Genomic DNA, 21,994 nt, shown 5'->3' on the forward strand with positions numbered 1-21,994 from the left:
CATTTCAAGGTGTGGCGGGAGCGCGCTGTCTTGCGCTCCCGCTGCCGTGCCAGGCGCGGCGCCTGGCGTGGGTGCCCTACCTCAGACGATGAAGTTGGCCGCCGTCAGCTGCGTGATGTTCACGCCGCTGAGCAGCACCAGCGCCGTGTCGATGGCGTTGGCGTTGCTCAGGTCACTCGAGTGATACACCGTCACGGCGCCGCTGTTTTGCGCATCGGCGATGACGATGTAGCCCTGGCCCGACAAGACGCTGCTGTCGGCCGCGATGGCGCTGGCCGCCGCGCCGATCGACACGGACGTGCCGTCGAAGATGAACAGGTTGTCGTTGCCAAAGTCCGTGCTCAGATTGACGCCCACGGCCACCGCTGCCGTCAGGTCGGCGATGGCCGACATGTCGATCACGTCGCCGCCCGCGGCCGGCAGGCCGGTGCTGAAGTCGGCCACCGTCAGCGGGTTGTGCAGGGCATTCTGGCTCAGCACGAAGAGCTGGCTCGCGTCCGTCAGGTCGGCATGGGCCTGGGCCGCCGCCGCTGCCGCGGCATCGGCATTCGCCGCCACCGTCAGCGAGCCGGCGTCCGTCAGGTCCGCCTGCGCCTGCGCTTGCAGGGCGGCGGCCGCTGCCGCGTCGGCAGCCAGGTGCAGGGCGTTGGCGTCCGTCAGGTTGGCTGTCTGCGCCGCTGCCAGCGCCGCTGCTGCCGCCGCATCGGCAGCCTGGGTGAGGGCCACGGCATCGGTCTGGCCGGCGATGGCTTGCACGGCCGCGGCGTGGGCCGCGTCCGTAGCCGCCACGGCAGCCAGGGCGCTGGCGTCGGTCTGCGCGGCGATGGCGTTCGCTTGTGCCAGGGCCACGTCGGCAGCCTGCGCGTCGGCATTGGCCTGGGCCGCTGCCGCGTCATCCGCATACGCGGCACTCGCATTGGCGTGCGCTTGCGCCGCTGCCGCTGCCGCACTGGCGGCGGCGGCATCGTCGGCTTGCGCCGCTTGCAGGGCCAGCAGGGAAGCGGCGGCCTGCGCCTGCGCCAGCGGCGCGGCGGCATCGGCCGCATGGGCGGCCAGCGCCGCTGCCGCCGCGTTGTTGGCGTTGACCGTGGCGGTCGCTGCTGCCGCATCGTCGGCCTGTGCCGCTTGGGTCAGGGCCAGCGAGGCGGCGGCTTGCGCGGCAGCTGCCGCGGCCGCGTTGTCGTCGTTCTGCGCTGCGGTGGCCGCTGCCAGTGCGCTGGCCGCCGTTGCCGCCGTGCTGACAGCGAGGGCGTCGGCGGCGATGGCGGCCGTGTGCGCGGCGGTTGCGGCGGCGGCATTGGCCGCTGCCTGATTGGCGGCCGTGTCGTCGGCCTGCGCCGCCTGGGCGGCCAGCAGTGATGCTGCCGCTGCGGCGGCGCTGGCGGTGGCGGCGGCATCGGCTGCTGCCGCTGCCGTGGCAGCCGTTTGTGCCAGCGCTGCCGTTGCGGCGGCATCCGCAGCGGCCTGGTCGTCGGCGACGGCGGCGTCGTGCGCTGCCTGGGCGTTGGCGGCATTGGCCGCTGCCAGCGCGGCTGCCGCGTCATCGGCCTGCGCCGCTTGCGTGGCTGCCAGGGTGATGGCTGCCGCGACGGCCGCTGCCGCTGCCGCAGCATCGGCGTCATGCGCGTTTTGCGCCGCCAGCTGGGCGGCCGCTGCCGCGGCGGCGGTGGCGGCGACGTTGGCGTCTGCCGCCAGGGCTGCGTCCAGGGCCAGTTGCGCATTGGCGGCGGCCGTGGCGGCCGCTGCCGCGGTGGCGTCATCGGCCTGGGCATTGAGAGTGGCGGCCAGGGAAATGGCCGCTTGTGCCGCTGCCGCTGCCGCGGCGGCATCGGCGTTTTGCGCCGCGACCGCCGCCGCATGCGCGGCAATCGCATTGGCGGCAGCGGTGGCCGCCGCCGCATCGTCGGCCTGGGCCGCCGCCAGCGCCGCATGGGCGGCCGCCGCATTGGCATTGGCCTGGGCCGCGTCGTCGGCCGCACCCTGGGCGGTGAGGAGGAGGTTCAGTTTCAGCGTCCTGTCATTGTCGGCATCCGTGGCGTTGACATCGGCCGTCACGGCGGCGTTCAGGTTGGCGATGGCCGCGTTGAGCGCGGCGTGGGCATTGAGGGCCGCCGTATCGGCCAGTTGCGCCGCCAGTGTGGCGGCCGCCGAGAGCGCCGCCGTGTGCGCGGCATTGGCGGCGGCATCGTCGGCGGCCAGCGCTGCGCTGGCTGCTGCCAGTGCATTGTTGGCTGCCGTCGCGAGCGCGGCCAGCCCTGCATCTGCCAGCAGTGCGGCATCGGCAAGGACCTGTGCGGCTGCTGCCGCAGCCGCCGTGCTGGCCGCCGTGGCGTCGTCGGCCAGGGCGGCATTGGTGGCGGCGAGCGAGGCACTGGCCGTCAATATCGCCGCGTTGAGTGTGGTCGTGGCCGCAGTCAGGGCTGCCTGGGCGTTGGCAGCCGCCGTGGCTGCCGCGGCGGCGAGGCTGTCGTCAGCCAGGGCCTGGTTCAGCGCGGCCAGCGCGTTCGCCGCCGCCGTCGCAGCCGTGCCGACGGCGAGATCGGCGGCTTGCGCGGCCTGGGTGGCTGCCAGGGAGACGGATGCCGTCAGGGCGGCGGCGGCAGCGGCGATATCGTCCGCTTGCGCATGCTGTGTGGCTGCGGCCGAGATGGCGGCCACGGCGGCTGCCGCCGCGGCAGCCGTGTCGGCGGCGGTAGCGGCAACGGCGGCGGCCGTGGCGTTGGTGGAGTTCAGCACAGCCGCGGCGGCTGCCGCATCGTCGGCCAGGGCCGCATTCAGCGAAGCCAGCGCGTTGGCGGCGATGGTGGCGGCGCTGGCGGCGGCATTGTCGGCCAGTTGCGCCGCTTGTGCGGCCGCTTGCGAGACGTTGGCGACCGTGGCGGCCGTCGCAGCGGCCAGATCGTCGGCGACGGCGGCGGCGGTGGCTGCGCTTGCCGTCACGGCGGCAGCGGCCGTGGCGGCCGCATTCGCGTCCGCCTGCAAGGCCGCATTCAGGGCGGCCAGGGCATTGGCCGCCGTCGCTGCCGTCGCGGCGGCGGCGGTATCGGCCGCCTGCGCCGCCTGGGCCGCTGCCAGCGAGGTGGCAGCCACGCCGGCGGCGGTGGCCGCGAGCGTGTCGTCCAGCTGTGCCGCCGTGGCTGCCGCCTGGGAAGTCAGTGCCAGGGTGGCGGCGGCGGTGGCGGCATTGTCGGCCGCGATTGCATTGTTCAGGGCGGTCAGGGACGCTGCCGCCGTGGCTGCTGTCGAAGCGGCGGCCGCATCATCGGCCTGCGCCGATTGCGCGGCGGCGAGCGACAAGCCGGCCGTGGTGGCGGCGACAGTGGAGGCCAGTGCCGCCACCAGGTCGAACGGATGGGCGGCCGAATAGGCGGCCAGGGCAGCGGCATTCGCGGCGTCGTTGTTGGCGACGGTGGTGAGGGCGGCGGCATCCGTCAAGGCGGCCTTGGTGGCCGCCACGGTGGCGGCCGTGACGTCGAGCGTGTGGGCGGTACCCAGCAGGACGGCATCGGCGAGGCCAGCGACGGTGGCGGCCGCCGTGGAGGCGGTGGCATTGACGGTCGCTACCAGGCCCAGGGCGACGGCATCCGTCAGGTTGGCCGTCGTTTGTGCGGCGGTGGCGGCGGCCGCATCGACGGTGGCCGTCAAGCCCAGGGCGACGGCGTCGGTCAGGGCGGCCGTGGCCGCTGCCGTATTGGCGGCGGCCGTTGCGGCTGTCGAGACGGTGCCCAGGGCCACGGCATCGGTCAGGTTGGCAACGGCGGCGGCGGTGCTGGCGGCCGTGTTGGCGACCGTCGACACGAGGCCCAGCGCCACGGCGTCGGTGAGGTTGGCCGTCGTTTGCAGGGCGGAAGCGGCAGCCGCGTCGGCCGTGGCGACCAGGCCCAATGCCGTGGCGTCGGTCAGCGCGGCGGTGGCGGCTGCCGTATTGGCGGCGGTGGTGGCCGCTGTCGAGAGCGTGCCCAGGGCCACTGCATCGGTCAGGTTGGCAACATTCGTTGCCGTATTCGCGGCGGCAGCAGCGGCCGTGGCGAGCAGGCCCAGGCCGGCGGCGTCCGTCAGGTTGGCCGTCGCCTGCAGGGTGGCGGCCACGGTGGCATCGGCGGTCGAGATCAAGCCCAGCGCCGTGGCATCCGTCAGCGCCGCCAGGTTGGCGGCGGAGGTGGCTACCAGCGCATCGGCGTTCGAGATGAGGCTCAGCGTGATGGCGTCCGTCTGGCCGGCCGTCGTGACGGCCAAGGCTGCGGCCGCGTCGGCTGCGGAAGAGACCAGGCCCAGAGCCACGGCATCGGTCTGATTGGCAACAAATTGTGCCGTCGTCAGCGCGTTTTGCGTCAGCGTATTGGCGGCCGTCAAGGTGGTGACGGCAGTCTGGGCGGCAAGTTCAGCGGCAGCGTCGGCAGTGGAGACTATGCCCAGCGTGCCGGCATCGGTCAGCAAGGCCGTGGAGGCGGCAGCCGCAGCGGCGGCCTGTGCCGCGGCAGCTGCGCTGACGGCCGAGATATCGATCCCGCCCAGCAGGGCGGCCGTTTCCGCCGCCGAGACGGCAGCGGCCGCCGTGGCGATGAGTGCATCGGCATTGGTCAGGCCGGCGATGGTTTGCAGGCTGGCTGCCGTCAGCGCATCGGCGGTGGAGATGCCGGCAAGGATGGTGGCATCGAACAGGGCGGCAGTGATATCGGCATTATCGGCACCGAGCTGCAAGGTATTGACCGTGGCCGTCAGATCGAGCACGCTGGTTTGGCCAGCCGTGACGTTGGCAGCCAGGGCGGCGAGGTTGGCCAGATTGAAGGCATTCAGGGCGACGTTGACGTCCAGCAGGGTGGCTTGCGCATTGGCGGCGGCGGCATCGGCATCGGCCTGGTCGGCTGCTTGCTGCAGGGCGACGACATCGGTCTGGTCGGCCACTGTTTGCGCATTGGCGGCATCGCTGGCGGCGGCTGCGTCGGCAGCGGCCAGGGCGGCCGCATCCGTCTGGTTGGCCGTCGTTTGCGCTGCCAGCGCTGCGGCGGCATCGGCGTCGGAAATCACTTGCAGGGCGGCGGCGTCCGTCAATGCCGCTTGCGTGGCGGCGCCGGCGGCCGTGCTGGCTGCTGCATCGGCCGTGATTTGCAGGGCCGCCGCGTCGCTCAGGCTGGCGGTGACGACGGCATTCGCCGCCACGGTGGCGGCCAGGGCTGCGGCGGCGTCGAGCGCGGCGGCATCGCTACTGGCAGCCAATGCGGCGGCAGCCGCCGCGGCAGCGTCGGCATCGGAAATCAGGGCCAGTGCGGCTGCATCGGTGAGGCCGGCCTGGAGTTGTGCTGCGTCCGACGCCGCGGTGGCGGCATCGGCGATCAGGCCCAGGGTGGGCGCGTCCGTCATGTTCGCTTGCGTCTGTGCATTGGCGGCGTTCGTCGCGGCAGCATCGGCGGCAGCCTGCAGGGCGACGGCGTCGGTGGCATTGGCGATGGCAGCGTCCTGGGCGGCGACGCCGGCAGCGGCGTCCGCTGCCATGGTCAAGGCGACGGCATCGGTCAAGCCCGCTTGCGTGCCGGCCGCGGTGGCCGCATTCGTGGCAGCGGTGGCAGCGATACCGAGTGCCGCGGCATCGCTGGCATTGGCGGCTGTGGCCGCATTCGCTGCCGCGGTGGCGGCCGCGTTCGAGGCGGCAGCAAGGGCGGCGGCGTCGGTGGCGGCGGCCGCGCTGGCGGCTGCGGCTGCGTTGGCGGCATCGGCATCGGAGATCAACGCCAGGGCGGCGGCATCCGTCAGGCTGGCCTGGATACCTGCGGCGACGGCGGCATTGGCGGCGGCGGTGGCCGCCAGGTCCAGCGCGGCGGCGTCCGTGGCATTGGCCAAGGCCGTGGCGGCGGCGGCAGCGGCAGCATCATTGGCCGAGATGACGCCAAGCGCCGCCGCATCGGTCAGCGCTGCCTGGGTGTTGGCTGCTGCTGCGACCACATCGGCTGCATCGGCGATGGCCTGCAGCGCCGGAGCGTTGCTCTGGTCTGCTTGCGTTTGTGCCGCATCGGCAGCGGCGTGCGCGGCGGCGGCGTTGGCGGCCGCTGTGGTGGCGGCCGCATCAGCATTTTGGGCCGCTGTGGTGGCGGCCTGGGAGATGGCAGCGGCAGCGGCAGCGGTGGCCGCCGCGCTGTCGTCATTCGTGGCGGCGGTAGCGGCGGCTTGCGCGCCGGGGACGACGGCAGCCGTGCTGGCCGCCAGCGCATCGTCACTGGTGGCGGTATTGGCGGCGAGTAAGGCTGCTGCCGCTGCAGCGGCGGCCTGCGCCGCCTGCTGGTCGGCCAGGATGGCGGCATTCGCCGCTGCCAGCGAAGCTGCTGCCGCTGCCGCGGCCGCAGCGGCGGCGGCGTCATCGGCCAGGGCGTTGTTGGCGGCGGCGACAGCCGCGGCGGCGGCCAGCACGGCTGCGTCGGTCACGACGGTGGTGGTGGATTGATTTCCCGTGCCACCCTGGCCGCCGGTCGAGCCGCCCGTTCCTCCGGTGCCGCCCGTGCCGCCAGTTCCCGTGCCACCGGTACCTGTGCCACCTGTACCACCGGTGCCCGTACCGCCCGTGCCCGTGCCGCCCGTGCCGGTGCCACCGGTGCCTGTACCGCCAGTGCCGGTGCCTCCTGTCCCCGTGCCACCCGTACCGGAGCCGCCAGCCGCCGCGCCGCCTCCGCCGCCACCGCCTGCTGCGGCGGCAACCAGGCCAAGGCCGCCGAGCGCGCCCAGCACGCCAAGCCCGCCCAGCCCGCCCAGCCCACCGGCCGCCCCGGCACCCGCACCCGCACCAGCCGATGCCCCGGCGACATCCACGACACTGCCGCTGGGGATGCCAGCAGCCCCGGCACCCGCGCCAGCGGCACCACCGTTGTTATCGCTTTGTGGCGTGCCGGAATCGGCAGCGCCGTTGCCCGCCTGGCCTGCGGCCGCGCCACTGCCACCGGCTGCCAAGGCTGCTGCAGCCACCGCCGCGGCCGTGCCCAAGGCGGCGGCATTGCCGTTATCGGCGCTTCCCGTGACTTCCACGACGTTTTCAGGCGGCATGGTCGCGCTGGCATCGGCCCCTTTTATCAGTTCGTCTTCGTCATACTGCTTGCGGTCACCGTCTTTTGGATTGACGACTTTTTTTGCAGGCGTCGTGATCTTGGCGGCAGCGCCTTCGGCATTGACGGGAACTTGGGCTGGATTTGGGGTGGTGGCCATTTGAAAGTCTCCGGAATAGGTTGTATGTTCGTTCAATTTCTTGAGATATTAAAAAATCAATAATATGATTCGTTTCCTTTTATTACTCCGGCGAGGCTTGGGCCGTGGTCGAACTTGGGTGTTACTGATGTTGATAGTGGCAAGTAAAACATAACTGGAAAAAAACCGCTGACTCAACAGAACACTTATTTGGAAATATAAAAAAATATCATTTTTGTATTTATTTCGCATGGCTCCATTTTTGTATTTTCTTAACTGGCAACTCGTTTGCCAGGCGGTGCTCACGGACCGGAAGCGTTATTTGCATGCGATTCGCAGCTGTTCTCCCTATGATGGTAGTTTCAATTTTGAAACTTTCAATTTCATTTTGATCATTTTCCATGAAGCTATTCTGTCAAGTTCTGCTCAGGTAAATAATCACGGATTGTCACGAAATGGGGATTTCCTGCTGAATCTGCTTACATGCCCGGGTGTTTCTGCGTTTTTTATTAAAAAAACATATCGCTATCGAATTGGTAGTTGTTGCTTTTTGGTATGTTTATTATCGAATCTGATTGGAAATAAAATACGATAGAAATAATTATTTTTAATTGTCATATCGAATCCACGCTATCAAATGCATAGTCTTTATCCGGCGAGGCGATGGTTTGATAATCACTATCAAAAAAGTAGTTATTATTTCCGGTAGCTGGATGAGGTAAAAATGGAAAACGCCCCGGCGGGCGGGGCGTTTTGTTACGGGGAAGCGATGGTGCGCTGTCAGCCTTCCTCGCGCCAGCTTCGCAGGCGGATGGCGGCGTAAATCAGCGCCGCGCCTGCCGCCGCACCCAGCCAGACGGCTGGCAATGCCAGGCTGGACCAGGAATTGCTGAACACATCGATGCGCGTCATGTGCGATCCTCCCTCTGCCAGGGCGTGCATTTGCGGCAGCAATTCCGGTTCGAACAGATACCAGCTGCCGGGGAGGGTGCCCAGCAGGGCGCGCCCGATGACATTCATCTGTATCCAGCTGACATCGCTTTCCGTCTGCGTCAGCTTGCCGGCCCAGACTGTCAGGATGAGCAGCAGCAGCGGCACGCCGATAGCCCACAGGAAGACTTTCGACTTGGCCCAGCTCGATACCATCAGCAGCCAGCCCACCGTCGGCAAGGCCCACAGGCAATACACGGGCAGCAAGCCGAACACGCGCAGTGGTCCCAGGTACAGGCCGGATGAGCCTAGCAGTTCGGCAAACACGTGGATGCCGTTGGCCGCCAGCACGCCGCTCAGAATCAGGATCAGGGCCAGCGAAGTCAGACTGGCGGCAGCGGCCACGATCAGCGGCGCGACCAGCAGGGCGATGGCCGCTTTCGACAGCACCGTCTGCGCATCCGAGATGGGCAGCGATTTCCAGAACAGCACGCTGCGGTCGCGGCGGTCGTCATGCAGGGCGCTCAGGCAATAGAAAAACACGAGGAAGCCCAGTGCCAGGAACAGCGGTGCAGCCGCGTACGTGTAGTTGTTGGCGACGGCATCAATGATTTCCGTGCGGCGCGGACCGAAGGTGCGCGTATTGAAGATGGTGCTCCAGGAAATTTCCTCGCCATTGACGATGAGCGCCGTGTGCATTTTGCTCCTTGCGACGGTCGCGGCCGCCATCAGGGCACCCAGCACCGTCATGACGACGCCGATCAGGGCAGGCGTCCACACCAGCATGCCCTTGTGTTCCCACAACTCGCGCCGGAGCAGCCATTGCATCTTGTTTACAGGGGAAATACTCATTGGTACGATCCTTTCATGGTCGCGACAAACAGGTCAGCCAGGCTGGGCGTGCGTACTTCGCCCAGGGCAGCCAGTTGGGTGCGGGCGACGCCATCGAACAGCATCACCGACTTGCCGAATACGCTGCGTTCGCTGATCGGCTGCAGCGCGCGCGCCGGATTCACGTGCTGCGGTCCCACCATCACTTCAATGTAGCGTTCGCCCACTTCTTCCATCGACGAGGCCAGCACGATCTTGCCGTCCCGAATGAACATCAGGTCGCTGAGGATGTGCTCGACTTCTTCGATCTGGTGCGTGGTGATGATGATGGTCTTGTTTTCATCGAAATAGTCTTCCAGCAGGTTCTGGTAAAACTGTTTGCGGTACAGGATGTCCAGGCCAAGGGTGGGTTCATCCAGGACCAGCAGCTTGGCGTCGATGGCCATCACCAGCGCCAGGTGCAATTGCACGATCATGCCTTTTGACATGCTCTTGACCCGCATCTTCGGCGCCAGCTTGGTGTGGGCCAGGTAGCGCTCGGCCTTGCTGCGGTCGAAGCGCGGATGCACGCCGGCGACAAAATCGATCGCGTCGCGCACGCGCAGCCAGCCCGGCAGGATGGCCACATCGGCGATGAAACACACGTCCTCCATCAGCGCGTCGCGCTGCACGCGCGGGTCGCGTCCCAGCACGGACAGCTCGCCCTCGAAGCCCGTCAGGCCCAGGATGGCTTTCAGGGTGGTGGTCTTGCCGGAGCCGTTAGGCCCGATCAAGCCGACGATGCGCCCTGGCGCGATATCAAAGCTGATGCCATCGATGGCCACCTGCTTGCCATATTGCTTGCGCAGGCCGCGTGCGCTGATGACGCTATCGTTGTTCAATGCATTCATGCGCTCTCTCCCTGCGCGCCGCTGTCGCGGCTCGCTTGCAGTAGTTGATCGAGGTCCAGGCCCAGTTGCGTGATGCGTTCCAGCATTGCCGGCCACTCTTCGCGCATGAAGCGCTCGCGTTCACTGGCCAGCAATTTATCGCGGGCGCCATCCAAGACATACATACCGAGTCCTCTGCGTTTTTCCACCAGGGCATCGTCGACCAGTTCCTGATAGGCGCGCGAAACCGTGATGGGATTCAATTGATAATCGGCCGCCACCTGGCGCACCGACGGCAGGGCGTCGCCAGACTGCAGCACGCCATCGAGCATCATGCCCACCACCCGGGCCTTGAGCTGGCGGTAGATGGGGCTATTGTCGTTCCATGCCGCGCTCATGGGATGCGCTCCGACAAGGGTGGGGCGGCGCGGCGCGTGAAAAATGCTGTAGGCATCGGCTTTCCTTGGTGAGTTATTGATATGGTGTTGTAGTGAACTATAGCACTAAAAAATCACATGTCAACAAACGATGTATTTATATCCATCAGGCAACTATAATATTGTTGATTTGAGAATTTTACTTGATAACTTATGGCGAAACTCGTCGCCAGTCACCATGAAAGCGGAAATGATAAATCGATATGGCGAGTTGCAAATGTTGTTCCGGCGCGCCGCTTGCGGCGGCGCCTTGCTGACGGCGCTGAGCGCCTGTGGCGGCGGTTCCGGCGATGGTGGCACGCCTGGCGCGCCCACCGTGCCGACGGCCGAGGCGCCGCGCTACCTGGTGGGCGGCACGGTCAGCGGCCTGGTGCCGGGTGCCCAGGTGGTGCTGGCCAACGGTGCCGAAAAATTGACCGTCACGGCGAATGGCGCCTTCCATTTCGCCGGCAAGCTGGCGGCGGGCGCCAGCTATGAAGGCAGAATCGAGAGTACCTCCGAAGGCCTTGGCTGCAGCATCGTCAAGGGCGCGGCGACGGTGGGTAATGCGGATGTCAACACGCTCGCCGTGCGCTGCCTGCCTGTCGTGCTGGCCGGCGTGCAGGAAAAAATCCAGAGTATTTCCGGAATGGTGCAGGATACGGCCGGCAATTATTACATTGCCGACGCCGTTCTGCAGGTCATCCATAAAGTCACGCCGGCCGGCAACGTGAGCGTGTATGCGGGCATCCCTGGCAAGCCGGGCGCCGACGATGGCGCCGCTGCCAGCGCCACTTTCCACATGGCGGGCGGCGTTGCCGTCATGGCAATCGATCGCGCGGCAAACCTGTACCTCGCCGACAGTTGCAATGCGCAGCTGCGCAAGATCACCCCGGCTGGCGTGGTCAGCACGGTGGCGGGACAGCGCCGCGCGGCGTGCGACTGGTCCAACACGGCGCCGAGCTTTGCCGATGGGCAAGGGACGCAGGCGCAACTCGGGCGCATCGACAGCGTCGCCATGGACATCAATGGGGATGTCCTGCTGACCGATCCGGACCAGCAGATGATCCGTCGGGTAACGCCGGGAGGATTGGTCAGTTCTGAAAAAGTGCTGGATGTGAACGGGTTTTCGATACGGGCCGGCGACGTGGTTGTCGATGCTGGCGGCACGATCTACTTGGGGGAGTTGTTTGGCGGCCGGCTCTTTCGGTGGCAGCAGGGCGTGGCCGTCCTGGTGGCAGGAGGATTCGGCCGGACGGGCAATGATGGCAAGGGCACGGCCGCCAACTTCCTTTCCATCCGTGGCATGGCGCTCGGCCGCGATGGCAATCTGCTGCTGTCCGACCGTGATGCCATTCGCCGCGTGACCCCGGGTGGCGATGTGAGCACGGTAATCGGCCGGACAGTGACGGATGCTGCCGGTGCCGCCGCCGGCTTCTCCTACCTGGGCACCTTGCTGCAAGACAGTTCGGGCGCCATTATCGTCAACGATGCCAACATGCATCGCTTGATCAGCGTCAGCGCGGCAAAGGTATTGTCCCCCCTGTCCTTTCTGCCGGGCAGTATCGGGCCCAAGGACGGTGTGGGTGCTGCGGCTCGCCTGGGGTACGTGAGCGCCGCGCGCATGTGCAGCGATCCGGCGGGTAACGTCTACATGCTCGACCGGGCGAACAAGGTGCTGCGCCGTCTTACGCCAGACGGTAGTTACAGCATCTACGCCGGTATTGCCGGACGCGCGGGCAGCGATGACGGACCACGCGCCAGCGCGACCTTGCTTGCGCCTGTCGCGATCGCCTGCGACCAGGAGGGTGGGGTCTATCTTGCCGACCGGGCCCCTGCTGGCGCTGCGTATAATCTGCGCAAGATCAGCAAGGACGGGGTGGTTTCCACCGACGGAGCGTTACCCAGCATTCCAGGCATTACCACAGCGGAATACCTGCTGGGCGTCGACAAGGATGGCTATGTCTTCTGGCAGGGCTGGGGGCTCGATAGCATTCACCGGCGCGCTCCTGGCGGCGCGTTCACCTCGCTGGTCTCATTTGAAGCCTTGGCACGCTCGCTGGGCGATACGGAGTATGAATGGCAGGACATGCTTCCGGCCAGCATGGTTTTTGACAGCAAGGGCAATCTGTACTTTGATGATGTCGTGCATCAAGTTGTCTTCAAGGTGGACCGTGCCGGCAAGGCCAGCGTTTTTGCCGGCACCCTGAAGAAGGGCAGCGGCGGCGATGGGCCGCCCGGGGTGGGGGGCTTGCCGTTTTCAGGTGCCACCAGCCTGGCCATTGATGCCAGCGACAATCTGTACATGAGCGGCCAGGGCCGGCTGCGCAAGATCGATGCCGCCGGCGTCATTTCCACGCCAGTGTTGCCGTGGGGTTATCCGAACGTCGGCATCCTTGCTTACGGTAATGGTACCTTGTTTGGCTTCACGACGCAGGCAATGCTGCAGACACCGTTACCCTAAGTCGTGGCATTCATGCGCGGCTGACGCAGTTGCAGCCGCGCCTGCAGGTCCAGCGCATTGAACAGGGCGGCGCCGGCTGCCGTATTGTCGAAGATGCACCAGCTGCCGGCCTGCACTTGTGCGCGCAGGGCGGTGGCCAGGCTTGCCAGATAGTCGGGCGGGTAGTCAGAGTAATAGATTCTCGGGTTGCCATGCAGGCGCAGGTAGGCAGTATCCGTGGTCGGCACATGCGGGCCTGGCTGGCCGGCTGGCGGATCGGCGCGCACGCGCGTGATCGCATGTTCCTGCAGCATGGCGGTGGCGTCCGCCGCGAACCAGCTGGAGTGGCGCGCTTCGCAAGCGAGCATGCCGTCGAAGCGCTGGCGCAGCGCATGGAAAAATGCGCCGGCCACGTCCCCATCAAAGCGCAGGCTGGGCGGCAACTGCACCAGCACGCAGCCCAGTTTACTCCCCAATTGCATGACTTCTCCCGCAAAGCGCTCCAGTTCGGCCGTACAGTCACGCAAGCGCCGTTCGTGCGTGATGCTGCGTGGCATTTTCACGCTGAAGCGGAAGTGCTCGGGCACGCTGGCGGCCCAGCGCGCGTAGGTGGCGGGCTGGTGTGGGCGGTAGAAGGAGCTGTTGATTTCCACGCAGGGCAAGACACTGGCATAGCGCTGCAGATGGCTGCCATCGAGGGGGAAGTGGCTGGCGGCGGCGCTGGAAAGACTCCAGCCAGCCGTGCCGATGTAAATAGTGTGCATGGCGCCATTACAGCAAGGCCAGGCGGGCGCGGCTATCGGACAAACGCCCGTGCGGCGGTCGGCGCAAGCCTAGTCGATGATCTCGCCGCTCAGGTCATGGCGCGTGATGTTGCCGCGCGCATCGATGGCGATCCAGCCGCCGCGTGGCTGTTGCGGCGCCGTCACGTCGCATTCCCAGTCGGGCAAGACATAGCGCAAGGTATGGTCAACCTGGTGCACGGCAGGGCGGTGCGTGTGGCCGTGGATCATGATGGTACTGGCATGTTCGGCAAACACTTGCGCGACAGCATCGGGGGTGACATCCATGATATCCATGGATTTTTCGCCATTGTGCGCGCGGCTGCTCTGGCGCAAACCGTCGATGATGGCCTTGCGCTGCGCCAGCGGCATGGACAGGAACTGTTGTTGCCAGGCAGGTTGGCGCACCATGGCGCGAAACTCCATGTATTGCACGTCTTTCGTGCATTCGGCGTCGCCATGCAGCAAGACGATGCGCCGGCCGGCAATCGTGACCACATGCGGTTCGCTGAGCAGGGTGGCGCCGGCGGCGGCGGCAAAGCCGGAGCCGACAAGAAAGTCGCGGTTGCCGGCGATCCAGTAGACGTGCACGCCGGCATCGCTGACGGCGCGGATGGCGGCCGTCATGCGCGCATTGAACGGGTCTTCCAGGTCATCGTCGCCGGCCCAGTATTCGAACAGGTCGCCTAATAGATACAGCGCTTGCGCATATTGCGCATGGTGTTCCAGGAAAGAAAGAAACGCCACGCTGGTGCGCGGGTGCGAGCTCTGCAGATGCAGGTCGGAAATAAAGAGTGCGGCAGGCATTGTCATCGTTCAACGCTCCCAAAAAGTGATGTGCATGGAGAGGCGAAAACGCTGCAATGCCTGTTATTCATGATGCTGAAGCCTGATTACGCGGCTTCTACCTTCTCGATGATGACGTCCGTCACTGGCACATCGGCGAACATGCCGGTGCGCGAGGTTTTCACGGCGCGGATGGCGTCGACGACTTCCTTGCCTTCCGTGACTTTACCGAACACGGCGTAGCCCCAGCCGTCCTGGCCTGGATAGTCGAGGAAGCTGTTGTTCTTGATGTTGATGAAGAACTGGGCCGATGCCGAGTGCGGATCCGACGTGCGGGCCATGGCCAAGGTGTAGGTATCGTTTTTCAAGCCGTTCTTGGCTTCGTTTTCCACGGTGGTGTCGGCAGGCTTTTGTTTCATGCCTGGCTCGAAACCGCCGCCCTGGATCATGAAGCCGTCGATGACGCGGTGGAAAATCGTGTTGTCATAGTGACCGGCTTGCATGTAGGCCAGGAAGTTGGCAACCGTTTTCGGTGCTTTTTCGGCGTCCAGTTCAGCGGTGATCTTGCCCAGATTGGTGGTGATGATGACGGAGGTCATGATGATCCTTAATAAATTAGATGAAGAATGATTCGACGGCCCCCGTGGTTCAGGGCCGCAAAAACGCTATTTTACAGTTTTGCGGGCGCTGATTTGAGTAAAGTCACCGATTCGATCACCACGGGGGTGACGGGCACGTTCTGGTGCGGTCCCTTGTCCGCCACGGGCACGGCCTTGATCTTGTCGACCACTTCCATGCCACTGACGACTTTGCCGAACACCGTGTAGCCGAAGCCGTCGCGGCCAGGGTAGTCGAGCGCACCGTTATTGTTCACGTTGATGAAGAATTGCGCGGTGGCCGAATGCGGGTCGCCAGTGCGCGCCATGGCGATGCTGTAGGTGACGTTTTGCAAGCCGTTTTGCGCTTCATTTTTGATCGGGGCCTTGGTGGCTTTCTGCTTCATGTTCTTGTCGAAGCCGCCGCCCTGTATCATGAAGCCGTCGATGACGCGGTGAAATACGGTGCCCTTGTAGTAACCGCTTTTGACATACTGCAAGAAATTGGCCACGCTTTGCGGCGCTTTTTCCTGGTCCAGTTCCAGCACGATCTCGCCCATGCTGGTTTTCAGGGCTACGTGCGGCGTGGGGGCGAGGGTAGCCGAAGGGGGGGCGGGGGCAGCTGCGACGACGGCGCCGCCCAGAGTGAGGCCGGCAAACAGGGTGCAAAAACGCGCCAGGAAAGACAGGCGTTTCGATTTGATTTCTTGCATGAAGGTGTCCTTGATCGTTATTTTTCTCTAAACTTGCTTTAATTGTAAAGAAATGAAAATTTGCTTGAGCAGCGTAAAAACCTGATCCATATCGGGCCAGTATGGTTTTTATCAATGTTATACTTGACCGCTAACGCCCTGATTCTAACAAACAAGAACAACACTATAGCGGCTCGACCAGTCTTGGCGCACACGGCAGTTCAGTGGCGCGGCACCCCCGGTGTCCGCGCCTGTCTGTCGTTTTGCCAGGCTGGTGGCCGCTCCACTTGCAAAGTACGATGAGCAATCTAAAGATTTACAACACCCTGGCTCGCGAGAAGCAGGTATTCGTCCCGATGGAAGCTGGCAAGGTACGCATGTACGTCTGCGGCATGACCATCTACGATTATTGCCATATCGGCCATGCGCGCATGATGATGGCGTTCGACGTCATCTACCGCTGGCTGAAAGCCTCCGGTTTCGACGTCACCTACGTGCGCAACATTACGGACATCGACGACAAGATCATCCGCCGCGCCGTGGAAAACGGCGAGACGATTTCCCAGCTGACGACGCGTTTCACCCAGTACATGGATGAAGACACGGCCGCGCTGGGCATTTTGACGCCCGACCACACGCCGCGCGCCACCGAGTACGTGCCGCAGATGCTGCGCCTGATCGAACAGCTGGAAGCGAAAGACCTGGCTTACCAGGGTTCGGATGGCGATGTCAATTACGCTGTGCGCAACTTCCCCCACTACGGCAAGCTGTCGGGCAAGTCGCTCGACGACCTGCGCGCGGGCGAGCGAGTCGACGTGAATACGGGCAAGCGCGATCCGCTCGACTTCGTGCTGTGGAAGTCGTCGAAAGAGTCCGAGCCGGAAGAAGTCAAATGGGATTCGAAGTGGGGCAAGGGTCGCCCGGGCTGGCATATCGAGTGCTCGGCCATGTCCTGCGCCTTGCTGGGCGAACAGTTCGACATCCATGGCGGCGGCGCGGACTTGCAATTCCCGCACCACGAAAACGAGATCGCCCAATCCGAAGGCGCATTCGGCCATACCAGCGTGAATTACTGGATACATAATGGTTTCGTGCGTCTGGACAATGAAAAAATGTCCAAGTCGCTCGGGAACTTCTTCACCATCCGCGAAGTGCTGCAAAAATTCGATGCCGAAGTGATCCGCTTCTTCATCCTGCGCGCACACTACCGCAGCCCGCTGAATTACTCGGACGTGCACCTCGATGATGCGCGCCTGTCCCTGACGCGCTTGTACACGGCGCTGGCCGACGTGGCGGTGGAAGAGGGCGCCATCGACTGGAGCGAGGTCCATGCCGTGCGCGTGCGCGACGCCATGGATGACGATTTCAACACGCCGCTGGCCGTGGCCGCCCTGTTCGACCTGGCGACCGAAGTCAACAAGTACAAATCGCCGGCCCTGGCGCGTCAATTGAAGGGTTTGGCTGGCGTATTCGGCTTGCTGGAGCGTACGCCGCAGCAATTCTTGCAAGCGACCGTCGGCGCTGCCGCCGGTGGGCAGGACGAGGCTGCCGGCATCGAGGCGGCCATCGCGGCGCGCAGCGCGGCGAAAAAGGCGCGCGATTTTGCCGCATCGGACAAGATCCGCGCCGAACTGTTGGCGGCGGGCATCATTCTTGAAGACAAGCCTGACGGCTCGACCAACTGGCGCCGCGCATGATGCCAACGTCCAGGGAAAACGGGGAAGCCCCCAAGGTGACGGACTTGGCGCAAGTGATCCAGGTGCCGCACTACTGGGAAGAGGCGAAGATCGAGCTGATGAAGCGCGACCGCATCATGAAAAAGCTCATCCCGCAATTTGGCGACCTGCACCTGGTCGGCCATAGCGACCCGTTTACTACCCTGGCCCGTTCGCTGGTGGGGCAGCAGATCACGCCCAAGGCGGCGGATGCCGCCTGGAAAAAGCTGTTGGCTGCTTGCCCGAAATGCACGCCTTCGCAAGTGCTGAAGGCGGGCGCCGAGCAACTGTCCGCCTGCGGCTTGTCCAAACGCAAGACCGAATACATCCTCGACTTGGCCGACCATTTCAAGGCCAAGCGCGTGCACGCGAGCCAGTGGGACCAGATGGATGACGAAGCCGTCATCGCCGAACTGGTGCAGATCCGCGGCATCGGCCGCTGGACAGCCGAGATGTTTTTGATATTTAATCTGTTACGGCCGAATGTCTTGCCGCTCGACGACCCCGGTTTGATCCAGGGCATCAGCGTCAATTATTTCTCCGGTGAACCAGTTTCCCGCAGCGATGCGCGCGAAGTTTCCGCCAATTGGGAACCGTGGCGCACCGTGGCGACGTGGTATTTGTGGCGCAGTCTCGACCCTGCAGCCGCCCCTGCCGCACCCGATGCAGCCCCCGGCGCAGCAGCCGGTACGGTAAAATAAACATAGATGACGCCGCGCGCCCTGGCGCCGTGGCCGGTAAAACCTGGAGGTACAATGACTAAAACGACTTTCCTCAATTTTGAACAGCCGATCGCGGAACTCGATTCCAAGATCGAAGAGTTGCGCTTCGTGCAAGACGATTCGGCCGTCGACATCTCGGAAGAGATCGACCGCCTGGCCAAGAAGAGCCAGCAGCTGACCAAAGATATCTACGCCAAGCTGACGCCGTGGCAAGTGGCGCAGATCGCGCGCCACCCGCAGCGCCCCTACACCATGGATTACGTGAATGAAATCTTTACCGATTTCCACGAATTGCATGGCGACCGCAGCTACGCGGACGATCTGTCCGTCGTTGGCGGCCTGGCCCGCTTCAACGGCCAGCCGTGCATGGTCATCGGCCACCAGAAGGGCCGTGACACGAAAGAGCGCGCCCTGCGCAATTTCGGCATGCCGAAGCCGGAAGGCTACCGCAAGGCCATGCGCCTGATGAAAGTGGCTGAAAAATTCAACTTGCCCATCTTCACCTTCGTCGACACGCCAGGCGCCTTCCCCGGCATCGACGCGGAAGAGCGCGGTCAGTCGGAAGCGATCGGTCACAATCTGTACGTGATGGCCGAACTGAAAGTGCCGCTGATCGCCACCATCATCGGTGAAGGTGGTTCTGGCGGCGCGCTGGCCATCGCCGTGGGCGATGCCGTGCTGATGCTGCAGTACTCGACCTACGCCGTGATTTCGCCGGAAGGCTGCGCCTCGATCCTGTGGAAGAGCGCCGAGCGCGCTTCCGACGCGGCCGAAGCGCTGGGCTTGACTGCCCACCGCCTGAAAGCCATGGGTCTGATCGACAAGATCATCAACGAACCGCTGGGCGGCGCCCACCGCGATCCGAAACAGATGGCCACCTTGCTGAAACGCGCACTGGCCGACACCCTGCGCCAGTTCCACGGCATGAAAACCAAAGACCTGCTGGCCGCGCGCCATGAAAAACTGCTGAGCTACGGCAAGTTCAAGGAAACCACGCCGAGCGAGTAAGCCGTCGCCGGCCAGTGCAGGTCGGCGTAGGTCGGTGTAGGTCGGCTTAGCGCAGCGTAAGCCGACGTGACGTAAGCCGACAAGACAGTAGAACACACCAGGGACAGTCCGCTAAACGACACCATCCGTTTAGCAGCCTGTCCCTCTTTGCATTCCCGGAGTTCACATTGAAAAAGCAACAAACCGCCACCGTGCCCGACATCTTCGCCCGCGCGCTGGACGCCTGCGTGCCGCCAGCCGGCATCCCTGTCGGCATCGCCCTCAGCGGCGGCCTCGATTCCGCGGCCCTGCTGCACCTGGCGCATGCCTGGGCGCAGGAGCACGGCGTGACCCTGCACGCGTTTCACGTGCACCACGGCCTGAGCCCGAATGCGGATGCCTGGCTGGCCCATTGCGAACAATTGTGCGCCGGCATGGGCATCGCCTTCGAGGCGCGCCGTGTCACCCTGGAAAAGAATGCGAAGACGGGCACGGAAGAGGCGGCCCGCAAGCGCCGCTATGCGGCCCTGGGCGAGCTGTGCGCGGCGCACGGCGTGCGCCTGCTGCTGACAGCCCACCACCAGGACGACCAGGCCGAGACGGTGCTGCTGCAACTGCTGCGCGGTTCCGGTACAGCCGGGTTGTCCGGCATGGATGGCGCCAACAGCGCGCCCGAGCTGCTGGGTAACCCGGATCTGGTGATGGCGCGCCCGCTGCTGTCGGTGTCGCGCAAACAGCTCGAAGCATATGTGGCGCAACATGCGATCACACACATCCACGACGAGTCGAACGACGACCCCCGCTTTGCCCGCAATGCTCTGCGGCATCAGGTGATGCCCGTGCTGGCGCAGGCGTTTCCCGGTTTTCAGGAGCGCTTCGCCCGCAGCGCCCAGCATGCCCAGTCGGCACAGCGCCTGTTGACGGAACTGGCGACGCAGGATTTGCTAAATTGCCTCGATGGCGATTGCATCGAACTGGCGAAGTTGCGCGAGCTGAGCGTGGACCGCTGCTACAACCTGCTGCGCCACTGGTTCGGCACGCGCGGCTTGCGCATGCCATCGACGGCGTGGCTGGCGGAAATGCTGGCGCAATTGCTGGAGGCACGGCCCGATGCGCAATTGCTGGTGACGCATCCCGAATGCCATGTGCGGCGCCACCGCGACCGGCTGTACCTGACACCGAAGCTCGATGACCTGGCCGGCATGCGCGAGCGTGACGACGCGGGCATTCCCGGCCTGGAAAAGGCTGGCCAGCAATTTGTGTGGAAAGGCGAGGCGAGCCTGGCCTTTCCCGCGTATGGCGGCGTGCTGCATTTCGATGCGGTCGAGGGCGAAGGGCAGGGGATTGATGTTGCCTGGTTGCAATCTCAAACCTTGACGATCGATTTCCGGCAGGGTGGCGAGCGCCTGAAGCTGGCCCTGAATCGTCCCACCAAGAGCTTGAAATACCATTATCAGGCGTTTGACGTGCCCGCCTGGGAGCGCGAACGCCTGCCACTTGTCTGTGCGGCGCAACAATTGCTGTATGCGGCGGGTATTGGCCTCGATTGTCATTGCCTGAGCCTGCTGGAGCGTCCTCGCGTGACCCTGCGCTGGCTCTCCTGCTGAGCGTAAGGACAGCCGCCACGGCCACTCTCGGGGTGGCCGGCAAGTGGCTGCCCATGCGCTCCCGACTGCATGGATTGGTTATTTCCATATGCGCAATCGGTATGAGCTAATGCGCTTTTTAGCTTGTTATTTTGCATTGCGGCATGTAGAGTAAAGCCCTCCTTTTTTATTCTTCTTGAGCGGAAACTTCACTCTTATGGCTTTAATCGTCCACAAATATGGCGGTACGTCGATGGGCTCGACTGACCGTATCAAGAATGTCGCCAAGCGCGTTGCCAAGTGGCACGACGCTGGGCATCAAATCGTGGTGGTGCCATCGGCCATGTCGGGCGAAACCAACCGCCTGATTGGACTGGCCAGGGAAATCATGGATCAACCCGATCCCCGTGAACTTGACATGATCGCCTCGACAGGCGAACAGGTGTCCGTCGGCCTATTGTCGATGGCACTGCTGGCGATCGGCAAACAAGCCGTATCCTATGCTGGCTGGCAAGTCGCGATCAAGACCGATTCCGCCTTTACCAAGGCACGCATCCAGTCGATCGATGACGAAAAAGTCAAACGCGACCTCGATGCAGGCAAGATTGTCATCATTACCGGTTTCCAGGGCGTCGACGAGAACGACAACATCGCGACCCTGGGCCGCGGCGGTTCCGACACGTCGGCCGTGGCGATTGCCGCTGCCATGAAGGCGGCCGAGTGCCTGATCTTCACGGACGTCGACGGCGTCTACACGACCGACCCGCGCGTGGTCTCCGAGGCGCGCCGCCTGAAGACCATCACCTTTGAAGAAATGCTGGAACTGGCTTCGCTGGGTTCCAAAGTGCTGCAAACGCGTTCGGTGGAATTTGCCGGCAACTACCGCGTGCCCACGCGCGTGCTGTCGTCGCTGACCGACCCGATGTTGCCGCTGGAAATAGAAGCCAATTCAGGCACCCTGATTTCGTTTGAGGAAGATACAAACATGGAACAAGCAGTCATCTCCGGCATCGCCTTCAACCGCGATGAAGCCAAAATCACCGTGCTCGGCGTGCCCGACCGTCCAGGCGTGGCGTACCACATCCTGGGACCGGTGGCGGATGCGAACATCGAAGTCGACATGATCATACAGAATCAGTCGGTCGACGGTAAAACGGACTTCACCTTCACCGTCTCGCGCGGCGAATATACGCGCGCGCTGGCCGTGCTGGAAGCGAACCGCGAATCGCTGGGCGCGGCCAGCATCACGGGCGACGCGAAAGTGTCGAAACTGTCCGTCGTCGGCGTGGGCATGCGCAGCCACGTTGGCGTGGCGTCGCAAATGTTCCGTACCCTGTCGGAAGAGGGCATCAACATCATGATGATCTCCACTTCCGAAATCAAGATCTCCGTGCTGATCGATGAAAAGTACATGGAACTGGCCGTGCGCGCGCTGCATAAAGCGTTCGAGCTGGAAAAAGCGTAAATATCAA

General features: G+C 64.3%; 15 protein-coding genes. 6 read left to right on the forward strand and 9 right to left on the reverse strand.

Annotated elements, in window-relative coordinates; genetic code table 11:
• Positions 1 to 81: 81 nt before the first annotated feature.
• From ACP7EG_RS20715 to ACP7EG_RS20735, 5 genes are all read right to left on the reverse strand, one after another.
• Positions 82 to 7,188 carry a hypothetical protein gene (locus ACP7EG_RS20715; protein ID WP_426089099.1) on the reverse strand — a complete coding sequence of 2,369 codons (7,107 nt, stop codon included), beginning with the start codon at positions 7,186 to 7,188 and terminating at the stop codon, positions 82 to 84.
• Between the two features lie 220 nt (positions 7,189 to 7,408).
• Positions 7,409 to 7,570 carry a hypothetical protein gene (locus tag ACP7EG_RS20720; protein ID WP_426089100.1) on the reverse strand — a complete coding sequence of 54 codons (162 nt, stop codon included), beginning with the start codon at positions 7,568 to 7,570 and terminating at the stop codon, positions 7,409 to 7,411.
• A gap of 377 nt (positions 7,571 to 7,947) precedes the next feature.
• Positions 7,948 to 8,949 carry a hypothetical protein gene (locus tag ACP7EG_RS20725; RefSeq protein WP_426089101.1) on the reverse strand — a complete coding sequence of 334 codons (1,002 nt, stop codon included), beginning with the start codon at positions 8,947 to 8,949 and terminating at the stop codon, positions 7,948 to 7,950.
• Positions 8,946 to 9,818, reverse strand: a complete 873-nt coding sequence (locus ACP7EG_RS20730; RefSeq protein ID WP_426089102.1) for an ABC transporter ATP-binding protein — start codon at positions 9,816 to 9,818, stop codon at positions 8,946 to 8,948. The genes ACP7EG_RS20725 and ACP7EG_RS20730 overlap by 4 nt, the downstream gene beginning before the upstream one ends.
• A complete protein-coding gene (locus ACP7EG_RS20735) occupies positions 9,815 to 10,195 on the reverse strand; it encodes a GntR family transcriptional regulator (protein WP_071078177.1) in 381 nt (126 codons plus the stop codon). The genes ACP7EG_RS20730 and ACP7EG_RS20735 overlap by 4 nt, the downstream gene beginning before the upstream one ends.
• Before the next feature lie 229 nt (positions 10,196 to 10,424).
• Between ACP7EG_RS20735 and ACP7EG_RS20740 the strand changes: the two genes are divergently transcribed.
• Positions 10,425 to 12,677 carry a hypothetical protein gene (locus ACP7EG_RS20740; RefSeq protein ID WP_426089103.1) on the forward strand — a complete coding sequence of 751 codons (2,253 nt, stop codon included), beginning with the start codon at positions 10,425 to 10,427 and terminating at the stop codon, positions 12,675 to 12,677.
• Here the strand turns inward: ACP7EG_RS20740 and ACP7EG_RS20745 are convergent.
• The 4 genes from ACP7EG_RS20745 to ACP7EG_RS20760 form a co-directional block, all read right to left on the reverse strand.
• The gene (locus ACP7EG_RS20745; RefSeq protein WP_426089104.1) at positions 12,674 to 13,420 is read right to left on the reverse strand and encodes a DUF72 domain-containing protein; all 747 of its coding nucleotides are present in this window, start codon (positions 13,418 to 13,420) and stop codon (positions 12,674 to 12,676) included. The two genes, ACP7EG_RS20740 and ACP7EG_RS20745, sit on opposite strands and share 4 nt — an antisense overlap.
• A gap of 69 nt (positions 13,421 to 13,489) precedes the next feature.
• Positions 13,490 to 14,245, reverse strand: coding sequence for a UDP-2,3-diacylglucosamine diphosphatase (locus tag ACP7EG_RS20750; protein WP_426089126.1), 756 nt, complete (start codon positions 14,243 to 14,245; stop codon positions 13,490 to 13,492).
• An 86-nt stretch (positions 14,246 to 14,331) separates the two neighbouring features.
• Positions 14,332 to 14,823 carry a peptidylprolyl isomerase gene (locus ACP7EG_RS20755; protein ID WP_099759823.1) on the reverse strand — a complete coding sequence of 164 codons (492 nt, stop codon included), beginning with the start codon at positions 14,821 to 14,823 and terminating at the stop codon, positions 14,332 to 14,334.
• A gap of 71 nt (positions 14,824 to 14,894) precedes the next feature.
• On the reverse strand, positions 14,895 to 15,533 hold the full coding sequence (locus ACP7EG_RS20760) for a peptidylprolyl isomerase (RefSeq protein ID WP_426089105.1): 639 nt from the start codon (positions 15,531 to 15,533) through the stop codon (positions 14,895 to 14,897).
• 278 nt (positions 15,534 to 15,811) lie between these two features.
• Here ACP7EG_RS20760 and cysS point away from each other — a divergent pair, with 278 nt between their 5' ends.
• The 5 genes from cysS to ACP7EG_RS20785 all read left to right on the forward strand — a co-directional run bounded on the left by cysS (position 15,812) and on the right by ACP7EG_RS20785 (position 21,987).
• Entirely contained in the window at positions 15,812 to 17,209 is a 1,398-nt protein-coding gene (gene cysS, locus ACP7EG_RS20765; RefSeq protein WP_426089106.1) for a cysteine--tRNA ligase, read from the forward strand.
• Positions 17,209 to 17,928, forward strand: a complete 720-nt coding sequence (locus ACP7EG_RS20770) for a DNA-3-methyladenine glycosylase family protein (protein WP_289953354.1) — start codon at positions 17,209 to 17,211, stop codon at positions 17,926 to 17,928. Before cysS ends, ACP7EG_RS20770 begins: the two co-directional genes overlap by 1 nt.
• A gap of 54 nt (positions 17,929 to 17,982) precedes the next feature.
• Entirely contained in the window at positions 17,983 to 18,957 is a 975-nt protein-coding gene (locus ACP7EG_RS20775; RefSeq protein WP_010396889.1) for an acetyl-CoA carboxylase carboxyltransferase subunit alpha, read from the forward strand.
• 167 nt (positions 18,958 to 19,124) lie between these two features.
• On the forward strand, positions 19,125 to 20,543 hold the full coding sequence (tilS, locus tag ACP7EG_RS20780) for a tRNA lysidine(34) synthetase TilS (protein ID WP_426089107.1): 1,419 nt from the start codon (positions 19,125 to 19,127) through the stop codon (positions 20,541 to 20,543).
• A gap of 196 nt (positions 20,544 to 20,739) precedes the next feature.
• The gene (locus ACP7EG_RS20785; RefSeq protein WP_332859072.1) at positions 20,740 to 21,987 is read left to right on the forward strand and encodes an aspartate kinase; all 1,248 of its coding nucleotides are present in this window, start codon (positions 20,740 to 20,742) and stop codon (positions 21,985 to 21,987) included.
• Positions 21,988 to 21,994 lie beyond the last annotated feature (7 nt).

Source organism: Janthinobacterium sp. PSPC1-1, from assembly GCF_049897625.1.
Lineage (GTDB): Bacteria > Pseudomonadota > Gammaproteobacteria > Burkholderiales > Burkholderiaceae_D > Janthinobacterium > Janthinobacterium tructae.

Coding starts and splice junctions, on each gene's coding strand:
- ACP7EG_RS20745 (WP_426089104.1), bottom strand. CDS start 13,420: ATGCACACTATTTACATCGGCACGGCTGGCTGGAGTCTTTCCAGCGCC.
- cysS (WP_426089106.1), top strand. CDS start 15,812: ATGAGCAATCTAAAGATTTACAACACCCTGGCTCGCGAGAAGCAGGTA.
- ACP7EG_RS20755 (WP_099759823.1), bottom strand. CDS start 14,823: ATGACCTCCGTCATCATCACCACCAATCTGGGCAAGATCACCGCTGAA.
- ACP7EG_RS20735 (WP_071078177.1), bottom strand. CDS start 10,195: ATGAGCGCGGCATGGAACGACAATAGCCCCATCTACCGCCAGCTCAAG.
- ACP7EG_RS20730 (WP_426089102.1), bottom strand. CDS start 9,818: ATGAATGCATTGAACAACGATAGCGTCATCAGCGCACGCGGCCTGCGC.
- ACP7EG_RS20715 (WP_426089099.1), bottom strand. CDS start 7,188: ATGGCCACCACCCCAAATCCAGCCCAAGTTCCCGTCAATGCCGAAGGC.
- ACP7EG_RS20770 (WP_289953354.1), top strand. CDS start 17,209: ATGCCAACGTCCAGGGAAAACGGGGAAGCCCCCAAGGTGACGGACTTG.
- ACP7EG_RS20720 (WP_426089100.1), bottom strand. CDS start 7,570: ATGGAAAATGATCAAAATGAAATTGAAAGTTTCAAAATTGAAACTACC.
- ACP7EG_RS20785 (WP_332859072.1), top strand. CDS start 20,740: ATGGCTTTAATCGTCCACAAATATGGCGGTACGTCGATGGGCTCGACT.
- ACP7EG_RS20725 (WP_426089101.1), bottom strand. CDS start 8,949: ATGAGTATTTCCCCTGTAAACAAGATGCAATGGCTGCTCCGGCGCGAG.
- ACP7EG_RS20740 (WP_426089103.1), top strand. CDS start 10,425: ATGATAAATCGATATGGCGAGTTGCAAATGTTGTTCCGGCGCGCCGCT.
- ACP7EG_RS20750 (WP_426089126.1), bottom strand. CDS start 14,245: ATGCCTGCCGCACTCTTTATTTCCGACCTGCATCTGCAGAGCTCGCAC.
- ACP7EG_RS20760 (WP_426089105.1), bottom strand. CDS start 15,533: ATGCAAGAAATCAAATCGAAACGCCTGTCTTTCCTGGCGCGTTTTTGC.
- ACP7EG_RS20775 (WP_010396889.1), top strand. CDS start 17,983: ATGACTAAAACGACTTTCCTCAATTTTGAACAGCCGATCGCGGAACTC.